Genomic DNA, 22643 nt, shown 5'->3' on the forward strand with positions numbered 1-22643 from the left:
ACCACCGTCCAGGCACTCGCCGCAGCCGTCCAGGGCATCGACGCCCTCAACAGCGGCGACGTCGGCGTCCGCTCCCTCCAGGAACACGCCGAGCACCTCACCGCGATGACCCTGCGGGATCAGCTCGAACGGGCGGGCATCGAGGTGTCCAGGGTGACCGAGACGGCCAGGAGGGCGAGCGCCGTCCCCATCATGTAGCGCTGGACCTTCAGCCAGGCGGGGCGGCGGGCGAGGAAGACCGCGATGGATCCGGCGGCCAGGACGATGCTCAGGTTGATCGTGAGGGCCACCGCGATCTGGACGGAGCCGAGCACGAAGCCCTGGAAGAGCACATGTCCCGAATCCAGGTTGATGAACTGCGGGATGAGCGAGAGGTACATGATGGCGATCTTCGGGTTGAGGAGGTTCGTCATCAGCCCCATCGTGAACAGCTTGCGCGGGGAGTCGTGCGGCATGTCCTGGGGAGCGAAGACCGAGACGCCCCCGGGCTTCAGTGCGGTCCAGGCGAGGTAGGCCAGGTACGCCGCGCCGGCCAGTTTCACCGCGATGTACAGCTCGGGCACCGCGATGAAGACCACCGAGAGGCCGAGGTTCGTCGCCAGCAGGTAGACCAGGAACCCCACCGCCACGCCGCCGAGGGAGACGACTCCGGCGCGGCGACCCTGGGTGATGCTCCGGGAGACGAGGTAGATCATGTTCGGGCCGGGGGTGAGCACCATCCCCAGGGCCACCATCGCCACCCCCAGTACTCCGGTCAGCTCAACCATTGCTGTGCGCCGCCTCTGCTCCGTTGTCTGTTCCGTGGTCAGTTCCGTTGCCCGCGCGCTCCGTGCATTTCCGGTCTTCTGCGCGGCCAGGCATCGGAGCAATTCGAGTGTAAGGTCAAATCTTTCCTCGGTTCAATACGAAATATTGAACTCGGTGCAATGCTGTGCTTCGCTGTCGAGGAGCAAGTCGATGCGTGGTGAGTACGGGAGGTGAGGTCCGTGAAGGACTACCGGAGTGTCGCCGATACGGTGGCGGAGGAGATCCGGGTGGGCCGGCTCAAGGCGGGTGAACGGCTCCCCGCCCAAAGGGAATTCGCCCGGCAGTACGGCATCGCCAATTCCACGGCCACCCGCGTCTATCAAGAGCTCGCGCGCCGGGGTTTCACCGTCGGCCATGTGGGCCGGGGCACCTTCGTCCGCGACGCTCCCGGTGCGGCGGCCGCCGCACCCGCCCTGTCCGAGCCCGCCGACAGCCGGGTCGACCTGGAGCTGAACTACCCGGTGGTGCCCGAGCAGGCCGAGCTGCTCGCCGCCGGACTCGGCAGGCTGCTGCTCCCCGAGCGCCTGGAGCAGGTCCTGCGACCGGTCGGCGCGGCCGGTACGCCCGCCGCGCGCGACGCGGCGGCCCACCTGCTCGCACGGGGCGGCTGGCGCCCCGATCCGGCGCGCGTCCTGTTCGCCGGGAGCGGTCGCCAGGCGATCTCGGCGGTCGTCGCCGCGGTGACCCGCCCGGGCGCCCGGCTGGGCGTCGAGGAGCTGACGTACCCGGTGCTCAAGGCGATCGCCACCCGCCTCGGCGTCACCCTCGTGCCGCTGGCGATGGACGAGGCCGGGGTCATTCCGGAAGCGGTGGAGGAGGCGCACCGGGCCGGGCCGCTGCACGCCGTCTACGTACAGCCCGTCCTGCACAACCCGCTGTCGCTGACCATGCCCGCGGACCGGCTGGACCGCCTGGCCGAAACGCTGCTGACGTGCGGGATCCATGCGATCGAGGACGCCGTCTGGGCCTTCCTCCGGGACGATCTGCCGCCGCTCGCCTCGCGTGCGCCCGAGCGGACGGTTCTCGTCGACAGCCTGTCCAAGCGACTGTCCCCGGGGCTGTCCCTCGGCTTCGCTGTCGCCCCCGCCGCCGTGTCGGCCGGGGTGGCGGCCGCACTGCGCTCGGGAGGATGGACGCCCATGGGTTTCCCTCTGGAGGCGATGGCGCAGTGGCAGACGGACGGAGCCGTGGAACACCTCGTACGGGCCAAGCAGCGACAGGCCGTTGAGCGGCAGGAGATCGCGGAGCGCCACCTCGGGGACTTCGTGACCCGCAGCGCCCCGGGTTCGTACTACCGCTGGTGGGAGCTGCCTCGTCCGTGGCGCGCCGATACCTTCGTCGCCGCCGCGGCACGGCACGGGATCGCGGTGACCCCGGCCGCCGCGTTCTCCGCCGGCCGCCACCGCGGTCCGCACGCGATCCGCCTCGGTCTCGCCTCGCCGTCCGCGGGGACCCTCTCCCGGGCCCTGGCCACCCTGGGCGACCTCGCCAGGTCCACCCCGGCCGATCTCGCACAGGACTGAGGCGGCGTCCCGAATCCCCGCGCCGAGCGTGCCCGCGGCGTCGCATGTCTCAGCATGTGAGACGTTTCTCTATGAACTTCGCGGAGAAAAAGGCCGGATAGGGAATATCGCCCTTTGTGGGTTTTGTGCATCACCCCCAGGCCGAGTCTTTTCGTGTCCGGCGTGCGTGGCGGGTGGGCCGTGAAAAGCAAGTGTGCGCAGCGTTGGCGGTCCTATACATACCATCACCTTATCGATGTGATTGTTTCCATGTTTCACTGCGAGCGTTTCCCGTTTGTGAAATTTTCCGGGCGAGTTCCTGTGAATCAGCTCGGGTGGGATGACGCTCCCTCTTTTGTTCGGGCGCATTATTTGCGTCATGGCCATCCTTTCGCATATTCCGGCGTCGATGCGAGCCTGCCTGTCGTCCTGACCACGCATTGCGGCAACACGAAGGATGAGCAGATGGCGCCAGAACCTGACATAACGCCACTTACCGAGGTGCGCCTGTGCGAAGAGGGGCTGCGGCGCTACCGAGAGGCATTGGAGGCGGGGGCGGTATCCGGTGATGTGCCCGGATGTCTCCTCAGGTCCGGGCTGCTGAGGCCGCTGCCCGGCGGGCGGGACAGGTACGTGCCTGTTCCCCCCGGAATCGCCGAATCGCTGCTCGCGCGTCATATCGAGCGTGACATCGAAGAGCGCCGGAAAACCCTGGAAGTCCTGCATTCATCCTTTCTCGCGGCGGAGGCCGTCTACCGAGAGGTCCAGCGCCGGGCCGAGCTGCCCATCGAGTCGCTGAGCGGGGAGGAGGTGATCGGGGAGGCGCTGCGGAAGGCCGTCGGGTCCTGCACGGACGAGCTGCTGACCGCGCAACCCGGCGGCGGCCGGCCGTCCGCGCTGCTCGCCGAGGCATTGCCCCGCGATCTCGCGCTCCTGCGCAAGGGCGTACGGCAGCGCACCCTCTACCAGCACAGCGTGCGGTCGCACGCGCCCACCCTCGCCTACATCGAACAGGTCCTCGCCGAAGGCGGCCAGGTCCGTACCGTGGACGAGGTCTTCGAGCGCGTCATCATCTGCGACCACACGATCGCCTTCATCCCGGGGACCGCCGAGCGCAGGACCACCGCGCTGGCCCTCCGGGACCCGGGGGTGATCGAGTTCCTCGCCAAGATGTTCGATCATGCGTGGGAGCGTGCGGAGCCCGTCGCCATCAGCATCGAACGGCACCGCCCCGACCTGCTCACCAGCTCCGTCCGCCGGACCGTGCTCCGCATGGTCGTGACCGGCCACACGGACGAATCGATCGCGTCCCGGCTGGGCATGAGCGCTCGCACCGTCTCCACCCACATCCGCAAGGTCTCCGAAGCGCTCGGCAGCCGCAGCCGGGCCGAGCTGGGCTACCTCCTCTCCCAGCGACGGCTGCTCGACCAGGGAAGCGCCCCTCCGGGCGAGACCCCCGGCTCCCCGGCCCGCCAGCGCGGACAGTCCACGCGTGAGTCCTGCGGCTGAGATGCGCCCAGCACGGTGCGGATCGGGCGGAATGGGGCCGACCGGGTCCGCGCTCACGTTCGCCGCGGACGGCTGGTCGTCGTTCGTCACCGCCGTGAAGGGCGGCGACCTGAGCGCCTGATCGGACGCCGCTACGAGATGGCCCTCGCTGACACGTTCAGCGGGGGTCATCGCCATGTCCTCGGCGGAAGTTCGCGTACGGCACCTTCTCAAAGCCAGTGCTGTGTGAAATTGTACTGTCGTACAGTACTCAGCGTGTCCATGCCAATCTCCCCATGCCGATCGCTGTCCATGCCGATAGCTGTCCGTGGCGATCGTGTCCGTGGCGATCGCAGGGAACCGCTGGGTGCGGCTCCGCCATCCCCACCCCACCTCATCCCCCACACCCGCATCGGGTGAGCCTTAAGAGGAGGCAGCTGGTGAGACCAGCATCGATGCGCAGACGTGCCGCGGCCTTAGCCGCGTCGGCGCTCTGCCTGTGCCTGGGTACGGCCTCGTTCGCCGCCCCGTCGTACGCGTCCGCCCCGTCGTACGCGTCCGCCCCGCGACCCCCGGCCGCCGCCACGACCCCGGCGGACAGCGGCGGCGCGGAGGCCCCGCCCGCCGCGTCCCTCCTGCCGGACGGCGCGCCCGAGCCCGACCACGTACGCGCCTCGGCGCTACCCGTCGACGAGCGCGGCCCGGCCCCGGCGTCCGACGCGGCGCTCAAGCGGGACTACGACGAGCCCGCCGAAGGACCGGCCGCCGCTGTCGCCGCCTGTGATCCGGCGGACTTCACCTCGCGTACCGGCAGCGGCCTCGTCCAGCAGATCAAGGCGTCCACCACCGCGTGCGTCAACACCCTGTTCGGCCTCACCGGCGAGAACGCGCGCCTGGCGTTCCGTGAGGCGCAGATGGTGACGGTGGCGTACGCGCTGCGCGACGCCTCGGCCACCTACCCCGGCAACGGGTCCACCGGTGTGACCCAGTTGGTGCTGTACCTGCGGGCCGGGTACTACGTGCAGTGGTACAACGAAGCGGCCGTCGGCGCGTACGGACCGGCGCTCACCACCGCGATTCGGTCCGGGCTCGACGCCTTCTTCGCCTCCCCACGCTCCCGTGATGTCACCGATGCCAACGGCGAGACGCTCTCCGAAGCGGTCACGCTCATCGACAGCTCCCAGGAGAACGCCCGCTATCTGTCTGTCGTCAAGCGCCTGCTCTCCGGCTACGACCCGTCGCACAACGCGTTCTGGCACATGCGGGCCGCCGTGAACAGCACGTTCACCGTGCTCTTCCGGGGGCACCAGCTTCCGGTGTTCGTCGCCGCGGTGACGGCGGACCGGTCCACCGCCGACACGGTCCACTCCTTCGCCTCCCGCAACCTCGCCCTGCTCGGTACCGACCACGCGTTCCTCGTCACCAACGCGGGCCGTGAACTGGCCCGCTTCCTGCCGTACGACGCGCTGCGCCCCACGGTCCGCCCGCAGGTCAAAGGGCTTCTCGGCCGGACCTCCATCACCGGGGCGACGGCAGCCCTGTGGGTGGGCCTGGCCGAGTCGGCCAACTACTACGACGCCGCCAACTGCTCCTACTTCGGGACGTGCGACCTCGCCGAACGGCTGGACGAGGCCGCCTTGCCCGTCCGGCACGACTGCGGCGCCGGCCTGCGCATCCGTGCCCAGGAGATGACCGCCGCCCAACTCGCTTCCACCTGCACCAGCCTGGCGGGACAGGACGCCTTCTTCCACGACGTCGCCCGCGACAGCGGACCGGTGGCCGGCGACCGCAACACCCGCCTGGAGGTCGTCGTCTACAACTCCAGCGATGACTACGGGACATACGCGGAAGCCATGTTCGGCATCGACACGAACAACGGCGGCATGTACCTGGAGGGCGACCCGTCCGCCGCGGACAACCAGCCGCGCTTCATCGCGTACGAGGCCGAGTGGCTGCGACCGGACTTCCAGATCTGGAACCTCAACCACGAGTACACCCACTACCTCGACGGCCGCTTCACCATGGCCGGTGACTTCGCCGACGGGATGACCACCCCGACCGTCTGGTGGGTCGAGGGATTCGCGGAGTACGTCTCCTACGCGTACCGCCAACTGACCTACGACGCGGCCATCGCCGAGGCGGGCAAGCGCACATACCCGCTGAGCACGTTGTTCGACACCACCTACGACAACGCCGACAGCACCCGGATCTACCGATGGGGCTATCTCGCGGTCCGCTATCTGCTCCAGTCCCACCGCGCCGACCTCGACACCGTCCTCGGCCATTACCGCGCCGGGAACTGGAACGCGGCCCGCACCCACCTGAAGTCCACCATCGGCACCCGCTACGACGCCGGCTGGAACGCCTGGCTCACCGCCTGCGCCGCAGGAGACTGCGGTGCGGTCACGGACCCGCCCGACCAGACCGACCCGCCGGACCTGCCCGAGTGCACCCTCCCCGAGACGACCCGGCTCGACCGCGACTGTGCACGCTCCGGCGTCTCGGCCCGGGTCGGCGACTACGCCTACCTCACTCTGTATGTCCCGGCAGGAACACCGAAGTTGCGCATCAGCACCCACGGCGGAACGGGCAACGCCGACCTGTACCACCGGGCCGGTTCCTGGCCGTCGAAGACCGACTTCACCCACCGGTCCGCCAGGCCCGGCAACGCCGAGACGGTGACCGTGGACAACCCCACTCCGGGCTGGAACTACATCTCCATCGCCGCTGAACAGGCGGTATCGGGACTCGTGGTCTCCGCGGAGTACTGATGCCGGGGGCCCGCCGCTCCTGACGACGGCGACCCGCTCCCGGCCCGGCGGGAGCGGGTCTTGGCAGGCTCTGCGTCATGTGACATGTTACTGCCGTGCTCAAGGGAGAGTTCGTGGATCTCGTCGTGATCGGCGCCGGAGTCGTCGGTGCCGCGTGCGCCTACTACGCAGCTCAGGCCGGTCTGTCCGTGGCCGTGGTCGACCGCGGGCCGGTCGCCGGCGGCACGAGCGGCTCGGGTGAGGGCAACCTCCTCGTCTCGGACAAAGAGCCGGGCCCTGAGCTGGAGTTGGCCCGGATGTCGCTCAGCCTGTGGGGCGAGCTTGCGCACGCGCTGCCCCACGACATCGAGTTCGAGCTCAAGGGGGGACTCGTCGTCGCCGAGGACGATGAACAGTTACGCCGGTTACGGGAGTTCGCCACCGCGCAGGCGCGGTGCGGGGTCGCCGTGGAGGAGGTGGACACCCGCGGCCTCCGCGCCCGGGAGCCCCACCTCGCGCCCGGCCTCGCCGGCGGGTTCCACTACCCCGAGGACGCCCAGGTGCAACCGGCCCGCGCCGCCGCCCGTCTGCTGGAGAGTGCCGGGCGCGCGGGCGCACGGCTCATCCTGGGGGAGGAGGTCACGGCCGTCACGACCACGCCGGACGGCCGGGTGAGCGGGGTGCGCACCGCACGCCGCCGGCTGCTGACCGGCGCGGTCGTGAACGCGGCGGGCACCTGGGCGGGCCGCATCGCCGAGCTGGCGGGCTCGCATCTCCCCGTCCAGCCGCGACGGGGCTTCGTCCTCGTCACCGAACCCCTGCCCTCGCTGATCCGGCACAAGGTGTACGCGGCGGGGTACGTCGCCGATGTGGCGAGCGGGGAAGCCGAGTTGCAGACCTCACCCGTCGTCGAAGGCACCCCCGCCGGGCCCGTCCTCATCGGCGCGAGCCGGGAACGGGTCGGGTTCGACCGCCGTATCTCGGCGGAGGCCGTCCAGCGGCTGGCCGGCGCCGCGACCGGGCTCTTCCCGGTGCTGGCACAGGTGCGCGTCTTGCGGATCTACTGCGGCTTCCGCCCGTACCTGCCCGACCATCTGCCGGCCATCGGCCCCGACCCGTACGTGTCCGGACTCTTCCACGCCTGCGGCCACGAGGGCGCCGGCATCGGCCTCGCCCCCGCTACCGGGCTGACCATCACCCAGCAACTGACCGGTGAGAGGGCGGCGGTTGACGTCGGACCCTTCGACCCGGGCCGACTGGTCGAACCCGCCGCGGCCCAGCCACGGCGTGGCAACTGACGTGTCGGCGCCGTGCGTTCCCACACCCGGTTCCTGTACGAGAAGGGGAAGAGCGCCCATGCGACACCGAGCCGAACCACTCGCCGAAGCCGAGACCGAGGTCGAAGCCGAGGCCGAGGGCGAGGTCGAAGTCGGAACCGGACCCGTCCGCTTTGCTTTCGACGGCCGCACCCTCGCCGCCCGCCGGGGTCAGAGCATCGCGGGTGCCCTCTGGGACCACGGCATCCTCGCCTGGCGCACCACACGCGTCGGCGGACGACCGCGAGGGGCGTTCTGCGGGATGGGCGTCTGCTTCGACTGCCTGGTCGTCATCAATGGCACGCCCAGTCAACGCGCCTGTCTTGTACGGGTGTCGGAGGGCGATGTGGTCACCTCGCAGGAGGGACACGGGCGTGACGAGCTGGGTATCTGACAACGTTCGGGGGAGCGTACGGCCGGCGTCCGGCCGTACGGCCGGGGCGGCCCCGGCACACGGCGGTTACGGCCTCGCGGTCATCGGCGCCGGACCCGCGGGCCTGGCCGCCGCCGTCACCGCGGCCGACAGCGGCCTGCGCGTCGTGCTGATCGACGCGTCGGAACGCCCGGGCGGCCAGTACTTCCGCCAGGCGGCCCCGGGGCTCGCCCCGCGGAGCAGGCCCGTCCACCACCAGCGGGGCGCCTTCGCCGCGTGGTCCGCCCGCCTGGCGGCACACGCGCGAGGAGGCAGGATCACCCACCTTCCGCGACGCCACGTCTGGATGGTCGAAGAGGACGGTCCGGCCGACCATAGGCTCTGGACGCTCCGTCACGTCCCGGTCGACGGCGGACCGGTCGACGGCGGACCGGTCGACGGCGGACCGGTCAGCGGCGCACCGGTCGACGACGTATCGGTCGACGGGACACCGGTCGACGGAACACCGATCGCCGCCGCGACCGCCGGCGGCACACCGGCCGCTGGCGCACCGGCCGGCGGCGTACGGGTCACAAGGGCCCGTTGTCTCCTCCTGGCGACCGGTGCCTACGAACGCCAGCTGCCCTTCCCCGGGTGGACCCTGCCCGGTGTGGTCGCCGCCGGTGGGGCCCAGGCGATCCTCAAGGACTCCCGCGCCCTGCCCGGTCGGCGCATCGTCGTGGCCGGCAGCGGACCGCTCCTGCTAGCGGTCGCCGTCTCCCTCGCGGAGGCGGGCGCCGACATCCCGGTGCTGGTTGAGGCAGCTTCGTACATCGGCTATGCCGACCGCCTCGGCGTGCTCGCCCGCAACCCGGCCAAGGCGGTGGAGGGGGCCCGGCTCGCGGCGGATCTCCTGCGGTACCGGATCCGGCCGCGCACCCGTAGCGCGGTGGTCCGGGCGCACGGCAGGGACCGGGTCGAGGCGGTCACCCTCGCCACCCTCGACCGGGACTGGCGGCCGGTGGCCGGGACCGAGGTACGCGTCGCCTGCGACGCGCTCGCCGTCGGCCACGGCCTCGTCCCCCAGCTCGAACTCGCCGTCGCACTCGGCTGCGCGCTGCGCACCGCACCGGACGGGACGCCCGCCGTCGCGGTCGACGACCAGCAGCGCACCGATGTGCCGGGGCTGTGGGCGGCAGGTGAGTCGACCGGCATCGGAGGGGTCGGACTCGCCCTCCTGGAGGGCCGGTCGGCAGCCCTGAGCGTGGCGGACCGCCTCCAGGCAGGCGGACGCACCGCCCGGCTGCGCGGGACCACCGCCCGGCTGCGCGGGACCACCGCCCGGCTGCGCGGGACCACCGCCCGGCTGCGCGGGACCACCGCCCGGCAACGCCGCTTCGCCGACCTCATGGCGGCGGTCCACCGCCCCGGCGTCCACTGGCCGCAGTGGCTCACCCAGGACACCGACGTCTGCCGCTGTGAGGAGGTAACCGCTCATGTCCTCTGGCAGGCACACGAGTTGGGCGCCCACGACATGCGGAGCGCCAAGCTGCTCACCCGGGCCGGGATGGGGTGGTGCCAGGGCCGGATGTGCGAGACGGCCGTCGCCTGCCTCGCGGCTGGTGGCGACGGCTCCGCCCCTCTCGTCCCCGCCCGCCGCCCCCTCTCCTGCCCGGTGTCGCTCAAGGACCTCGCGCAGTCCGCCCCGGCCGCCGGTCCCGACGACCTGGACCCTGCCACCACCCCTGGCCCTCCAGCCGCCTGACCCCCGCCCCCGAACATCGCCCCCAAAAAGACCGTCCCTCAACACCACCCCCCGAACATCGCCCTCCAAAACCGTCCCTCAACACCGCCCCCCGAACATCGCCCCCCAAAACCCACCCCCCAACACCGCCCACCGTCACCCGCCCGGTCCCGGCCCAAGGAGCTCGCCCATGCCCCGCACCCTCTCCCGCCCCCGCCCCTGGCACGGCGTCATGGTCGCCACCACCCTGCCGTTCCGCGCGGACCTCTCCGTCGATCACGACGCCTTCGCCGACCACGTCCGCTCGCTCATCGACGCGGGATGCGACGGCGTCGTACCCAACGGGTCACTCGGCGAGTACCAGACCCTCACCGACGAGGAGCGCCGCCGGGTGGTCGAGACCGCCGTCGAAGCGGCGGGCGACGGGGCCCGGGTGATGCCGGGCGTCTCCGCCTACGGCAGTACGGAGGCCCGCCGCTGGGTCGAGGAGGCCGCGCAGGCCGGCGCCGGCTCCGTACTGCTGCTGCCGCCCAACGTCTACCGGGCCGACGAGGCTGCCGTACGCGCCCACTACGCCGAGGTCGCCCGCGCCGGGCTGCCCGTGGTGGCGTACAACAACCCCTACGACACCCGGGTCGACCTCACCCCCGGCCTGCTGGCGCAGCTGCACGAGGCGGGGGACATCGTCGCCGTGAAGGAGTTCACCGGCGATGTGCGCCGGGCCTGGGAGATCGCCGAGCGCGCCCCCGGACTCGACCTGCTGATCGGGGCCGACGACGTGCTGCTGGAGCTGGCCGTGGCGGGGGCCGTCGGCTGGATCGCCGGATTCCCCAACGCGCTCCCCGGCTCCTGTACCGCCCTCTACCGCGCGGCGGTCGCCGGTGACCTGGACACCGCCGTACCCCTGTACCGGCGTCTGCACCCGCTGCTGCGCTGGGACTCCAGGACCGAGTTCGTCCAGGCCATCAAGGTGGCCCAGGACGTGGTGGCCGAGGGAAGCGGCGGCCCCTGTCGGCCTCCACGCACCCCGCTCGCCCCGCAGGACGAAGTGACCGTACGGGCGTTGACCGAGAAGCTGCTCGCCGACGGCCTCGACTGAGACGACTGAGACGGCTGAGACAACTGAGGCAGACAGAACAACTGGAACTTCTGAGACAGAAGTGTCCGCCAAGGCGCAGACGCCCCACGAAAGGAGCAGCATCGTGCGCAGCCGCCGCACCATCCACACCGTGGACTCCCACACCGAGGGCATGCCGACCCGCGTCGTCACCGGCGGCATCGGGACCGTACCCGGAGCCACCATGGGGGAGAGGCGCGCCTACTTCCAGGAGCACCTCGACCACCTCCGCACCTGGCTGATGTACGAACCGCGCGGCCACGCCGCGATGAGCGGGGCGATCCTCCAGCCGCCCACCAGGCCCGACGCCGACTGGGGTGTGCTGTTCATCGAGGTGTCCGGGCTGCTGCCGATGTGCGGCCACGGCACCATCGGCGTCGCCACCGTGCTCGTGGAGACCGGCATGGTGACCGTCACCGAACCCGTGACCACGGTCCGGCTGGACACCCCCGCCGGGCTGGTCGTCGCCGACGTGCGGGTGGAGGACGGCGCGGCCACCGCCGTGACCCTGCGCAACGTGCCCTCCTACACCGTCGCCCTCGACCGCCGGGTCGAGATCCCCGGGTACGGCACGGTCACCTACGACCTCGCCTACGGCGGCAACTTCTACGCGATCCTCCCTCTGGACCGCCTCGGCCTGCCCTTCGACCGCGCGCGCAAGGACGACATCCTGCGGGCCGGGCTGGACCTGATGGCCGCCGTCAACGCCACGGAACCGCCCGTCCACCCTGAGGACACGTCGATCACCGGGTGCCACCACGTCCAGCTCCTGGCCCCCGGCTCGACCGCCGCGCACTCCCGTCACGCCATGGCCATCCACCCGGGCTGGTTCGACCGCTCGCCCTGCGGCACCGGTACCTCGGCGCGGATGGCCCAACTCCACACCCGGGGCGAACTGCCCCTGCACCGCGACTTCGTGAACGAGTCCTTCCTCGGTACGTCGTTCACCGGCCGGCTCGTCGAGGAGTGCCGGGTGGCGGGGGAGCCGGCGGTCGTCCCGACCATCACCGGGCGCGCCTGGATCACCGGGACCTCGCAGTTCCACCACGACCCCAGCGACCCCTTCCCGGACGGCTTTCTGCTGTGACAGCCGTCGGAGCCGGCCCCCTCCGGAGGTGAACTCCCTTCGGGTAACGTGACATTGCACCGGTGTCCTCTCGTGGGGCCGGAGTTCCGTACCGAAGAAGCCCGAAGTCCGGAGGACGCCGTGGTCACCTTGCAGTCGCGCAAACTCGTATCCCCCACCGAGAACCTGCGCGACCAGGTGGCCCACGCCCTGCGCGCCGCGCTCATCGCGGGAGAGATCAAGCCCGGTGGCGTCTACTCCGCCCCCGCCCTGGCCGCCGAGTTCGGCGTCTCGCCCACGCCGGTGCGCGAGGCGATGCTCGACCTCGCCCGTGAGGGTCTGGTGGAGGCCGTACGGAACAAGGGCTTCCGGGTGACGGAGATGACCGAACAGGACCTGGACGAGTACACGGAGATCCGTACGCTCATCGAGGTGCCCACCGTCGGCAAGGTGGTACGGACCGCCACCCGGGAGCAGCTCGAAGCCCTCCGCCCGGGCGCCGAGGCCATCGTGGCGGCGGCTCGCGGGCACGACCTCATCGGCTATCTCGACGCCGACCGCCGCTTCCACCTCGACCTGCTCGCCCTCGGCGGCAACCGCCATCTCGTCTCGGTCGTCGGCGACCTTCGCAAACGGTCCCGGCTGTACGGTCTCACCGAGCTCGACGAGGCCGGCGTGCTCGTCGACTCCGCCGAGGAGCACGTCCGGCTGCTCGACCTGATGATCGCGCAGGACGGTGCGGCGGCGGAGGCGTTGATGCGCCACCACCTGGAGCACGTACGGACCCTCTGGGCCAGCCGCCCGCAGCCGGAGCGGCGCAGCGCGCTCACCCTCCGGGGACGCTGACCCCCCGGGTCCCGCCGACGTCAGCGGCAGAGCAGCGCCGTCTTGAGGCCCAGCTTGTGCTCGAGGCGGCCCAGGTCGCGGCCGGTGAGCAGCTCCACGCGCCCGATGCGGTAGTGCACGGTGTTGACGTGCAGACGCATGGCCTCGGCCGTCCGCGCCCAGGAGCCGTTGTGCGCCAGGAAGGTGTCGAGGGTCTCCAGGAGCATTCGGTGGGGGGGCGTGTCGTCGGCGAGCGGTCCCAGCGCGTGCCGGCCGAAGGCCGTCCGCACATCATCGGGTACGCCCGCGAGGAGAGCGCCCAGGGTGGTGAGGTCCTCGATCGCCACGAGCTTCGCGGCCCCCTCCGTGCCGCCCGTCCTCCCCGCCGCCGTCAGCGCGTAACGGGCTTGCACCAGAGCGCCGTTGAGCTCCTGCGGGCCGGCGGCCAGGGCGCTGACGCCGCCGTACGGGAGGGCGGCCTCGTCGCAGGCGTGCAGCGCGGGCCAGAGGTCCTTGAGGGCGGAGGCCACGGCTTCAGGGGAAGCGGAATCCGCGGCGATCACCGCCGCCGCCCCGCCCCTCGCCGGACGGGTCGCCGCGAACCGGTGGCCCGTCAGATGGCGCAGCACCTCCTCCAGCGCCCCGGCGCCCCTCTCCGCCCCACCCTCCTCCGCGCCTAGGGAGACCGTGACCACCGTGTACGGGCCCTGGTCCGGGAGACCGCAGGCGCGCAGTGCTGCCGGGAGCGGGGCGAAACCGGAACCCGGCGCGTCGATGAGGGCCAGCAGCTCCGTGGCGGGTCCGCGCACCGCGGCCTCGCGGCCCAGCACCCGCTGCCGGTACTGGGCGAACACCTCCGCTGTCTCGTGCACCATCCGCGGCGGCACGCGCCGACCAGCACCTCCGGCACCGTCCCGCGCGTCTCCTCGCCGGCCAGCAGCGCGGCCGCGCCGGCACGGCGCAGGGCCGCGACGAACCGGTCCGCCGTCGCTTCCCCGTCCGCCGCGCTCCATCACACCAGGCCGCTGAGCACGATCTCGCCCCGCTGGAGGAGCCGCCCCGGGTCCTCCAGATCGGTCGCGGTGACCCCGGTGATCTCCCGGGCGAGGAGCGGGGGCCGCCCCAGAGCAGGGTGAGGTCGCCGGCCGTGACGGTGACCGCGGCGACGGTCCGGCCGTTCCGGGCACGGCGGTGCCGCGGGCCGCCGACGGCCGTTCCGGGCAAGGCGGTGCCGCGGGCCGCCGACGCCCCCGCCGCCGTACAGCTCCGGGAGTTCGCCTCCTTGACGGCACCCGACTTGACGGCACCCGAGGTGGGCAGGGCAGCGCCGCGGGGAGTGCCTCGTCGAAGCATTGTGCGCGTGTAAGTTAGGGTTACCTAACTCTCTCGCTCGTCAACCATGAGGAACACCCATGCTCGGCTTCACCCGCGTGCGTCGTCACACCCTTGCCGCTTCGGCCACCGCCGTCGCCCTCGCCGTCGTCCTGGCCGGCTGCTCCTCGGACGGTGACAGCGGCAAGGACTCGGCGAAGGACGCGGGGAAGAGCGGCGGCGCCTTCCCCGTCTCGATCAAGAGCTCGCTCGGCACCGCGAAGATCGACGAGAAGCCCGAACGCATCGTCACCCTCGGCCAGGGTTCCGCCGAGACCGCGATAGCCCTCGGCCAGACCCCGGTCGGCATCGAGAGCTACCCGTGGGGCAGCGATAAGTCCGGCTACCTCCCGTGGATCAACGAAGCCGTGAAGAAGTCCGGCGACAAACTGCCCAAGCAGTTCGCGGGCGGCGAGGAGATCGACTTCGAGGCCATCACCGAGCTGGAGCCGGACGTCATCCTCGCCCCCTGGTCGGGCATCACGCAGAAGCAGTACGACGTCCTCAAGGACATCGCGCCCACGGTCGCCTACCCGGACCAGGCGTGGAGCACCGACTGGGACCAGCAGATCGACATCATCGGCAAGGCGCTGGGCCGGAGCAAGGACACCGACGGCCTCAAGACGAAGATCGAGAAGCAGCTCGCCGACGCCGCGGCCACCCGGCCGAACTACAAGGACGTCACCTTCTCCTACATCTACAACTCCGGCCCCGGCACCCTCGGCGTCTTCAAGCCCGAGGAGCAGCGCGTCAAGATGGTCTCCTCGCTCGGCCTGAAGGTCGACCCGGTCGTCAACGGCTTCAAGGAGACCCCGGGCACCGACTCGGCCCTCATCGGCCTGGAGAACGCCGAGAAGCTGAAGGACAGCGACCTGGTCTTCACGTTCTACACGGACGCGAAGAACCGCAAGGAGATCGAAGGCCAGAAGCTGTACGGCGCGATCCCCGCGATCAAGAAGGGCGCCGTCGTCGCGAGCGACGACAACTCCTTCGTCACCGCCTCCTCGATCATCAACCCGCTGACCGTGCCGTGGACGATCGAGCGCTACCTGCCGATCATCGACGAGGCCGTGAAGAAGGCCGGCGAGTAACCCCGGCCGGGTATCCGAGGGACCAGGGCCACCAAGCACACTTCACTCCCATGGCAACCACCACGGCCGCACCGCCGAGCGGCGCCGGTACCTCCCGTACCGGCGCCGCTCGGTCGGCGTTCCTCCTGCTCGCGGCGGTCGCCGCACTGGCGGTCGCGCTCTGCGCGAGCGTCATGTTCGGCAGCCGCTCCACCTCGTTCGGCGACGTCCTCGGCGTGCTCGGCGGCAGCGCCGACGAGAACGTCACCGCGATCATCGAGAGCCGCTACCCCAGAACCGTTCTCGGCGTCCTCGCCGGACTCTGCCTCGCGGTCGCCGGAACCCTCATGCAGGGCGTCTCCCGCAACCCGCTGGCCGAACCGGGCCTCCTCGGCATCAACGCCGGCGCCTCCGCGAGCATCGTCGCCGCGACCGCCTGGCTCGGCGCCTCCGGAGCCACCGACACCATGTGGTGGGCGCTGCCCGGAGCGCTGATCGCCGGAGTGCTCGTCCATGTCATCGGCTCCGCCGGTACGGGGACGAGCGTGGTGCGCCTGGTGCTCGCCGGGGCCGTGCTCACCGCCGTCACGATGGCGTTCATCCAGGCGGTGGCGCTCAGCAAGCCGCAGGTGTTCGACAGCTACCGCTACTGGGTCGTCGGAGCGCTCGGCGGCCGGGACTTCGACGTGTTCTGGTCCGTCCTGCCCTTCGTCGCCGTGGGCTTCCTCCTCGCCCTGGCCCTGGCCCCCGGCCTCAACGCGCTGGCCCTCGGCGACGCGACCGCCGTCGCCCTCGGCTCCAACCCCGCGCGCACCCGGGGCGCCGGGCTGCTCGCCGCCACCCTGCTCAGCGCCGCCGCGACCGCCGCCGTCGGCCCGATCGCCTTCGTCGGCCTCGCCGTACCGCACGTCGTACGGGCCCTGGCCGGCGTCGACTTCCGGGTCCAGATCCTCTTCTCCGCGCTGATGGGCCCCACGCTGCTGCTCCTGGCCGACGTGGTGGGCCGGGTCGTCATGCGCCCCACGGAACTCATGGTCGGCGTCGTCACCGCGTTCATCGGCGCACCCGCGCTGCTCATCGCCGTACGCAGGATGCGGGGCACGACATGACCGTCACCGGACGGACCGCCGCCGCCCGCAGGACCGTCAAGGCCCCCCGCGGCTACCTGGTCCTGGGCCGCACCGTGGCGATACCGATGCGCCGCGCCTCCGTGTTCGCGGCCGCCGGGCTCCTCGTCCTCCTTCTCACCGCCGCCGTGGCCACGCTGACCTGGGGGCGCCTCGGCACCGACCTCACCGACCTGCCCGCCGCCCTCGTCGGGGACGCCGAGGGCAAGGACCGCTTCGTCTTCAACCGGCTGCGCGGGCCCCGCCTCACCGTCGCCATCGGGGTCGGCGCGGCGCTCGGCTTCTCCGGCGCGCTGTTCCAGTCCGTCACCCGCAACCCGCTCGGCAGCCCCGACGTCATCGGCCTCTCCGCCGGAGCCGGGGCGGGCGCGGCGATCTGCGCGCTGATGTTCCCCGGCACGGTCCCGGTCGCCGTCGGCGCGCTGATCGGCGCGGTCGCCGCGATGGCCCTCGTGTACGTCTCCACCGGCACCGGCTTCCGCAACCCCGCCCGGCTCGTCATCGCGGGTATCGGGGTCGCCGCCATGGGCGCGGCCGTCACCCAGTACGTCGTCTACGCCCTGGAACGCGACAAGGCCTCTGTTCTCACCGCGTACGTCAACGGCAGCCTGACCGCCCGCTCCTGGACCGACGCCACCACCATCTGGCTGGTCCTGCTCGCCGTCGCCCCGCTGACCGCGCTGATCTCCCGGCGGCTCGACATCGGCGAGATGGGCGACGACATCTCCGAGGGACTCGGCTCCGAGCCGAAGAAGGCCAAGACCCTCGCCGTGGTCATCGCCATCGCCCTCTCGGCGGCCGCCGTCAGCGTCTCGGGGCCCATCGCCTTCATCGCCCTCACGGCCCCCCAGATCGCCAGGCGCCTGACCCGCGGATCCGGTCCCCACCTGCTGCTCTCCGCCCTCACCGGGGGGCTGCTGCTGGTGGCCGCCGACCTGTGTGCCCAGCGGCTGCCGCTCTTCGAGGACCTGCCGGTCGGGATCTACACCATGGCGATCGGCGGCGCCTACCTCGGTCACCTGCTGGTACGGGAGTGGCGCCGGGGGGTGCTCTGAGGCACCGGAGACGGTGACGACTGGTCACGTACAGGTTCGTCGACCATACTGCCCGCCGTGGAGCAGAGCATAGATTCGAACAAGAAGCCCGAGTTCGCCGCAGGCACCGACCCGGCGTTCATCCCCCTCCCCGGTCTGGCGGCACCCGTCACGACAGGCAGGACCGAACCGGAACCGGAGGCCGACCCCCAGCGGGACCCGGAGCTCGACGGAGCGCCCGAGGAGACGGCCGTGGCGGCTCCCGAGGCAGCAGCCGACGCTGAAGCGGCGGAGGCCCAGGACGGCCCGGTCTTCGAGGTCAGCGACCGCCGGGGCTCGATCCGGGTGGCCCGCGCGGGCGTCAGGTTCACGCTGGACGACCAGGAGGCCGAGTTCGACTGGGCCGAGATCGGCGCGGTGGAGATGCACCCGGCCCGCTTCGGCCGCAGGTTCACCGTGACCGTGCACCTGTCGTCCCGGCGCTGGTTCAACGCCGAGGTCGAGGCGGCGAGCCGGGCCCAGCTCAAGGAGTGGCCGGCCGAGCTGGACGCCGTCCTGGACGCCTACTTCGAGGAGTCCTGAGCGGGCGGCCGCGCCCCGGACGCCTCCTGCGAGACGTTCTGAGCGGACTGTCGCGCCCCGGACGCCTCCGAGCGGCACTCCCGGCGCAACGGCGCCCGGGAGCGTCGGTCGGGGTGCCGGGGTGCGTGGCGCCGGTCGGGGTGCCGGGGTGCGTGGCGCTGTGGGCGCCGGGCGCCGCGGCGCCGGAGGGGGGTTCCGTGCGGGCCGTCGCCGGTCACTCGCTGGGCTCGGAGTCCCTGCGGCTCCGGACGCGCGCCACCACGAACCAGACCACCGCCACCACGGCCAGCCCGAGCACGACCTTGGACACGAGTCCCACATACGTCCCGACCACGTCCCAGCTGTCGCCCAGCCAGTAGCCGGCCATCACCAGCACGGTGTTCCAGATCAGGCTGCCCACCGTCGTCAGCACGATGAACACCGGCAGCGGCATGCGCTCCACCCCTGCGGGCACGGAGATCAGGCTCCGGAAGACCGGCACCATGCGGCCCAGCAGCACGGCCTTGGTGCCGTGCCGCGCGAACCACTTCTCCGTACGCTCCAGGTCCGAGGCCTTGACCAGCGGCAGCTTGGCCCACAGGGCGTGCATCCGCTCCCGGCCGAACAGGGCCCCGAGCCCGTACAGCGCCGCCGCCCCCACGACCGAACCGAGCGTCGTCCAGAACAGGGCGGAGGCCAGGCTGAGCACGCCCTGCGACGCGGCGAACCCGGTCAGCGGCAGGATGACCTCGCTCGGCAGCGGCGGGAACAGGTTCTCCAAGGCGATGGCGAGACCGGCACCCGGCCCGCCCAACGTCTCGACCAGCCCGGTGGCCCATCCCGCGATGCCCCCCTTCGGCTCCTCGGCGGCGGCTGACAGTGCGAGGTGCATGAAGGCTCTCCGGCGTGGGGGTGTCGGGCGCGTGCAGGGGGGTGGGATGCGTGGGCGTGTCGGTTGCGTGGAGGGTGTCGGCCACCTCCTACCCCGTATCCTCCCTCAGGCCTCGTCCAGGATGACCGACCGGGTCAGGTGACGGGGGGCGTCCGGGTCCAGCCCGTTCGCCGCGGCACGGGCGATCGCCAGCCGTTGTACGCGTACGAGGTCGGCCAGCGGGTCCAGCCCGCCGCCACCCACTGGGCGCCCGTGGCGCGTACCTGCTCCGCCAGGCCCTCGGGTGCGGCGCCGAACATCCACGTCGCCGTCCCGGACGTGGAGATGCTGATGGGCCCGTGGCGGTACTCCATCGCCGGATACGACTTCCGTCCAGGCCAGTGAGGCCTCCTTCATCTTCAGCGCCGCCTCGTGGGCCAGGCCGACCGTCCAGCCCCGGCCGAGGAAGGAGAACTGGGTGCGCTCCGACAGTCCCTCCGGCAGCGGCTCGGCGAGGGCTCTCTCCGCGTCCCGTACCGCCTCCTCGGTGTGCAGGCCGAGGTGGGACCGGAGCAGCGTGAGAGCGGTCGTGGCGAACCGGGTCTGCACGACGGACCGCTCGTCGGCGAAGTCGAGGACGACGAGATCGTCGGCCGCCTCCAGGACCGGGGTGTGCGGATCGGCGGTGAGCGCCACCGTGCGCGAGGTGGGACGCACCCGCTCCAGCAGCTCCAGCACCTCGGTCGTGGTTCCCCGAGCGGGTCAGCGCGACGACCCGGTCGTAGGCGCGGCCGTGGGGGAACTCGGACGCGGCGAAGGCGTCCGACTCGCCCTGGCCGGAGCGCTCCCGGAGCGCGGCGTAGGCCCGCGCCATGGAGAAGGAGGTGCCGCAGCCGACGACGGCGACGCGCTCACCTGCGGCGGGCAGGACGGCCCGGTAGGCGTCGGCCAGTGCGGCGGCGCGGCCAGCAGGCGGGCCGGCCGGCGGTCTCGGTCTCGGCGTACGACACGTCTGCACTCCACGGGACGAGGGGCGGATGGAGCCTCGATGTAGAATCCTGCACGCTACATGCGGTTATCGAACAGGAACAAGCAAGGTGCGCGGGGTGCGGGGTCGGTCGCCGGGCTCCTGTGCGACGCTTGCGGCGGTCCGGCCACCGGCGACCGCGTTCCCGGGTAGCGCGGAGCCCGGCGCCGGACGGTGAAGGAGACGCACGTGGCCAGGGACGCCCGGTGGGACGCGCTGCTGGAACTGGTCGGCAAGCACGGCAGGGTGGAGGTCGAGGAGGCGGCGGCGGCGCTCGCCGTCTCGGCCGCGACCATCCGCCGCGACCTGGACCAGCTCGCCGAACAGCACCTGCTCACCCGCACCCGGGGCGGAGCGGTCGCGCACGGGGTCTCCTACGAGCTGGCGCTCCGCTACAAGACCGGCCGCCACGCCCCGGAGAAGCAGGCCATCGGCCGCGCGGTCTGCGGACTCGTCGCCGTCGGCGAGGTGGTCGGCCTGACCGGCGGTACGACGGTGACCGAGGTGGCCCGCGCACTGGCGGTCCGTCCCGACATCGTCGGCGAGACCACGGTCGCGGGCGGGCAGCCGACCCTCACCGTCGTCACCAACGCGCTCAACATCGCCGGCGAGCTGGCCATCCGGCCGCAGATCAAGATGGTGGTCACGGGCGGTGTCGCCCGGCCGCAGTCGTACGAACTGACCGGGCCGCTGGCCGTCGGTGTGATGAACGAGATCACGCTCGACGTCGCCGTCCTCGGCGTGAACGCCATCGACCTCGAACGCGGCGCCTACGTCCACCACGAGGGCGAGGCCAGCGTCAACCGGCTCCTCGCCGAGCGGGCGCAGCGGGTGGTGGTGGCGGCCGACTCCTCGAAGATCGGCAAACGGGCCTTCGCCCGGGTCTGCGACCTCGGGATGGTCGATGTGCTCGTCACCGACTCGCAGGTCACGGCGGAGGCGAAGGACCGGTTCGGTGAGGCGGGGGTCCAGGTCATCACGGTGTGAGAGCGACTCGATCCGGACCTTCGCCGTGTCGCTGGTACGCCGAACGGGTGAGGGGCGAGAGGATTGCCCGATGAACAGTGAGCGCAGCCGGCGCCAACCCGACCGGCTTGACGACGGGGTGGCCCTGTGAGCAGGTACGACAGGTACGACAGATATGACGCCACCGACGAACAGTGGGAGGGGCTCGCCCAGGTCGTACCGCTGCGCGGCCGCGACGAGTGGCCGTCCCGCATCGACCACCGCACGGTCCCGGACGAGCGGGCGGCCGAGCAGCGGCGTCTGGTCGTGCTGCGGGTGCAGGTCTTCGCGGACGCCCGCGAGGTCGCGGAGTACCTGGTCGCCCAGGTCCCGGTGCTGCTCGACCTGACGGCCGCCGAAACCGACGTGGCCAAGCGGATTCTCGACTTCAGCAGCGGCGTGGTATTCGGGCTCGGCAGCGGCATGCACCGCGTCGACCGGAACGTCTTCCTGCTCTCTCCGGAGGGCATGGAGGTCGAGGGGGTCACCCCGGCGGGCCTGGCCCAGTCGTAGAGCTCCGTCGCCCGCCCTTCTCGTCGGCATCGCCGCCGGACGCCCCTCGCGGGCGTCCGGGGCGGCGGTGGTAGACCTGGGGCCGTGACAGAACTCGATGTGGCAGAACTCCAGCGCCGGCTGGCCGCGTTCGCGGCGGCCCGGGACTGGGGGCAGTACCACACCCCGAAGAACCTGGTGGCCGCCCTCAGTGTCGAGGCCTCCGAACTGGTCGAGATCTTCCAGTGGCTGACGCCCGAACAGTCCGCCCGGATCATGGACGAGCCCGGAGCGGCCCATCGCGTGACCGACGAGGTCGCCGATGTGCTCGCCTACCTCCTCCAGTTCTGCGAGGTGCTGGGCATCGACCCGCTGCGGGCGCTGGCCGCCAAGCTGGACCGGAACGAGAAGCGCTTCCCCGTCCCGAACCCCCCGGAACCCCAGGATCGTCACTCTTCGGAGTGATCAACTTATCCACAATCGATTTTGTGTCCACAGATTTCCGATTTCCTCTGGCCTTACGGTGCCATCTACCTCACTGTGGGTAATGAAAGAGGTGAGCGGATTTTCGGGATGACGGGGGAAACGCATGGAAGCGGAGCGACTCATCGAGACGGGGCGGCGGGCCCTGGCGGAGAGCTGGGGCGCGCTGGAGGTGATGGCCGAGGCCTGGCAGGCACAGGCCCTCGCCCGGAGCGTCGGCAGCCGGCTGGCACTGTTCGGCCCGAGGGAGTTACGGGGCGAGGCGCGGGCGTTGGGCGAGATCGGCGGCGGGTGCTCGGCGCCCGACCATCCGGCGGTCCTCTCCCGGGGCGCGCGGGCGGCGCAGCTCTCCGGGATCGCCGATGTGCGGGCAGCCCTCACCGGCCTGGCGCTGCTCCTCGGCGAGGCCGGGATCGCGCTCGTCTCGGTGGCCTGCGACACGGGGGAGGACGGTCTCTACTGGCAGTGCATCGAGGCGATCGACGCCGCCGACGAATCGCTGGACCGTGTGCACGGTCTGCTGAGACGGCTGGGTGAGCGGGAGAAGGAGCGCGACGGCCCCTGGGGCGGGATACGCGGTCCCGCCCCCTCGGCGGCGGGGTCCTGAGGAAGAGGAGCCGGTGAAGGGGCAGGAT

General features: G+C 71.7%; 22 protein-coding genes and 1 pseudogene. 19 read left to right on the forward strand and 4 right to left on the reverse strand.

Features of this window, described 5'->3' with window-relative positions; genetic code table 11:
- Positions 1-198: hypothetical protein (locus ACIQAK_RS31100; protein WP_366392334.1), on the forward strand; the 198-nt coding region annotated here is incomplete at its 5' end.
- Here the strand turns inward: ACIQAK_RS31100 and ACIQAK_RS31105 are convergent.
- On the reverse strand, positions 120-767 hold the full coding sequence (locus ACIQAK_RS31105; protein WP_366392335.1) for a LysE family translocator: 648 nt from the start codon (positions 765-767) through the stop codon (positions 120-122). The two genes, ACIQAK_RS31100 and ACIQAK_RS31105, sit on opposite strands and share 79 nt — an antisense overlap.
- A gap of 219 nt (positions 768-986) precedes the next feature.
- On the opposite strand from ACIQAK_RS31105, the gene ACIQAK_RS31110 reads away from it, so the two are divergent.
- The 10 genes from ACIQAK_RS31110 (at position 987) to ACIQAK_RS31155 (ending at position 12988) form a co-directional block, all read left to right on the forward strand.
- Entirely contained in the window at positions 987-2330 is a 1344-nt protein-coding gene (locus ACIQAK_RS31110; RefSeq protein ID WP_366392336.1) for a PLP-dependent aminotransferase family protein, read from the forward strand.
- Positions 2331-2942: 612 nt separating this feature from the next.
- Positions 2943-3818 carry a LuxR C-terminal-related transcriptional regulator gene (locus tag ACIQAK_RS31115; RefSeq protein WP_366392337.1) on the forward strand — a complete coding sequence of 292 codons (876 nt, stop codon included), beginning with the start codon at positions 2943-2945 and terminating at the stop codon, positions 3816-3818.
- A gap of 31 nt (positions 3819-3849) precedes the next feature.
- Positions 3850-3939 (forward strand): DUF397 domain-containing protein, encoded by a 90-nt coding sequence (locus ACIQAK_RS31120; RefSeq protein ID WP_366392338.1) that lies wholly within the window; start codon positions 3850-3852, stop codon positions 3937-3939.
- A gap of 313 nt (positions 3940-4252) precedes the next feature.
- A complete protein-coding gene (locus ACIQAK_RS31125) occupies positions 4253-6568 on the forward strand; it encodes a M9 family metallopeptidase (protein WP_366392398.1) in 2316 nt (771 codons plus the stop codon).
- Between the two features lie 95 nt (positions 6569-6663).
- Entirely contained in the window at positions 6664-7845 is a 1182-nt protein-coding gene (locus ACIQAK_RS31130) for an FAD-dependent oxidoreductase (RefSeq protein ID WP_366392339.1), read from the forward strand.
- A 58-nt stretch (positions 7846-7903) separates the two neighbouring features.
- Positions 7904-8257: a (2Fe-2S)-binding protein gene (locus ACIQAK_RS31135; protein ID WP_366392340.1), complete on the forward strand. Its 354-nt coding sequence runs from the start codon at positions 7904-7906 to the stop codon at positions 8255-8257.
- Positions 8238-9980, forward strand: coding sequence for an NAD(P)/FAD-dependent oxidoreductase (locus ACIQAK_RS31140; protein ID WP_366392341.1), 1743 nt, complete (start codon positions 8238-8240; stop codon positions 9978-9980). The genes ACIQAK_RS31135 and ACIQAK_RS31140 overlap by 20 nt, the downstream gene beginning before the upstream one ends.
- A 169-nt stretch (positions 9981-10149) precedes the next feature.
- Positions 10150-11058 carry a dihydrodipicolinate synthase family protein gene (locus ACIQAK_RS31145; protein WP_366392342.1) on the forward strand — a complete coding sequence of 303 codons (909 nt, stop codon included), beginning with the start codon at positions 10150-10152 and terminating at the stop codon, positions 11056-11058.
- Between the two features lie 103 nt (positions 11059-11161).
- Positions 11162-12163 carry a proline racemase family protein gene (locus ACIQAK_RS31150; RefSeq protein ID WP_366392343.1) on the forward strand — a complete coding sequence of 334 codons (1002 nt, stop codon included), beginning with the start codon at positions 11162-11164 and terminating at the stop codon, positions 12161-12163.
- A 120-nt stretch (positions 12164-12283) separates the two neighbouring features.
- Entirely contained in the window at positions 12284-12988 is a 705-nt protein-coding gene (locus ACIQAK_RS31155; RefSeq protein ID WP_366392344.1) for a GntR family transcriptional regulator, read from the forward strand.
- Between the two features lie 20 nt (positions 12989-13008).
- Here the strand turns inward: ACIQAK_RS31155 and ACIQAK_RS31160 are convergent, their stop codons facing one another.
- A complete protein-coding gene (locus ACIQAK_RS31160) occupies positions 13009-13854 on the reverse strand; it encodes a helix-turn-helix domain-containing protein (protein WP_366392345.1) in 846 nt (281 codons plus the stop codon).
- Between the two features lie 525 nt (positions 13855-14379).
- On the opposite strand from ACIQAK_RS31160, the gene ACIQAK_RS31165 reads away from it, so the two are divergent.
- The 4 genes from ACIQAK_RS31165 to ACIQAK_RS31180 are packed head-to-tail and all read left to right on the forward strand — an operon-like array spanning position 14380 to position 18151.
- Positions 14380-15429 (forward strand): iron-siderophore ABC transporter substrate-binding protein, encoded by a 1050-nt coding sequence (locus tag ACIQAK_RS31165; protein ID WP_366392346.1) that lies wholly within the window; start codon positions 14380-14382, stop codon positions 15427-15429.
- A 50-nt stretch (positions 15430-15479) separates the two neighbouring features.
- A complete protein-coding gene (locus ACIQAK_RS31170; protein ID WP_366392347.1) occupies positions 15480-16517 on the forward strand; it encodes an iron ABC transporter permease in 1038 nt (345 codons plus the stop codon).
- Positions 16514-17590 (forward strand): iron chelate uptake ABC transporter family permease subunit, encoded by a 1077-nt coding sequence (locus tag ACIQAK_RS31175; RefSeq protein WP_366392348.1) that lies wholly within the window; start codon positions 16514-16516, stop codon positions 17588-17590. Before ACIQAK_RS31170 ends, ACIQAK_RS31175 begins: the two co-directional genes overlap by 4 nt.
- Positions 17591-17647: 57 nt before the next feature.
- The gene (locus tag ACIQAK_RS31180) at positions 17648-18151 is read left to right on the forward strand and encodes a hypothetical protein (RefSeq protein ID WP_366392349.1); all 504 of its coding nucleotides are present in this window, start codon (positions 17648-17650) and stop codon (positions 18149-18151) included.
- Between the two features lie 214 nt (positions 18152-18365).
- Here the strand turns inward: ACIQAK_RS31180 and ACIQAK_RS31185 are convergent, their stop codons facing one another.
- Together ACIQAK_RS31185 and ACIQAK_RS31190 are read right to left on the reverse strand one after the other, a co-directional pair.
- Positions 18366-19022: a DedA family protein gene (locus ACIQAK_RS31185; protein WP_366392350.1), complete on the reverse strand. Its 657-nt coding sequence runs from the start codon at positions 19020-19022 to the stop codon at positions 18366-18368.
- A gap of 105 nt (positions 19023-19127) precedes the next feature.
- Positions 19128-20011, reverse strand: a pseudogene (locus tag ACIQAK_RS31190) (SIS domain-containing protein).
- A gap of 206 nt (positions 20012-20217) precedes the next feature.
- Here ACIQAK_RS31190 and ACIQAK_RS31195 point away from each other — a divergent pair.
- The 4 genes from ACIQAK_RS31195 to ACIQAK_RS31210 all read left to right on the forward strand — a co-directional run bounded on the left by ACIQAK_RS31195 (position 20218) and on the right by ACIQAK_RS31210 (position 22615).
- Complete coding sequence (locus tag ACIQAK_RS31195) at positions 20218-21015, forward strand: DeoR/GlpR family DNA-binding transcription regulator (RefSeq protein WP_366392351.1); 798 nt, start codon at positions 20218-20220, stop codon at positions 21013-21015.
- Between the two features lie 126 nt (positions 21016-21141).
- On the forward strand, positions 21142-21546 hold the full coding sequence (locus tag ACIQAK_RS31200; protein ID WP_366392352.1) for a cell division protein SepF: 405 nt from the start codon (positions 21142-21144) through the stop codon (positions 21544-21546).
- A gap of 84 nt (positions 21547-21630) precedes the next feature.
- The gene (locus tag ACIQAK_RS31205; RefSeq protein ID WP_366392353.1) at positions 21631-21990 is read left to right on the forward strand and encodes a nucleotide pyrophosphohydrolase; all 360 of its coding nucleotides are present in this window, start codon (positions 21631-21633) and stop codon (positions 21988-21990) included.
- A 124-nt stretch (positions 21991-22114) separates the two neighbouring features.
- Complete coding sequence (locus ACIQAK_RS31210; RefSeq protein WP_366392354.1) at positions 22115-22615, forward strand: DUF6099 family protein; 501 nt, start codon at positions 22115-22117, stop codon at positions 22613-22615.
- The last annotated feature ends 28 nt before the right edge of the window (positions 22616-22643 follow it).

It is taken from the genome of Streptomyces sp. NPDC088706 (assembly GCF_044752765.1).
Lineage (GTDB): Bacteria > Actinomycetota > Actinomycetes > Streptomycetales > Streptomycetaceae > Streptomyces.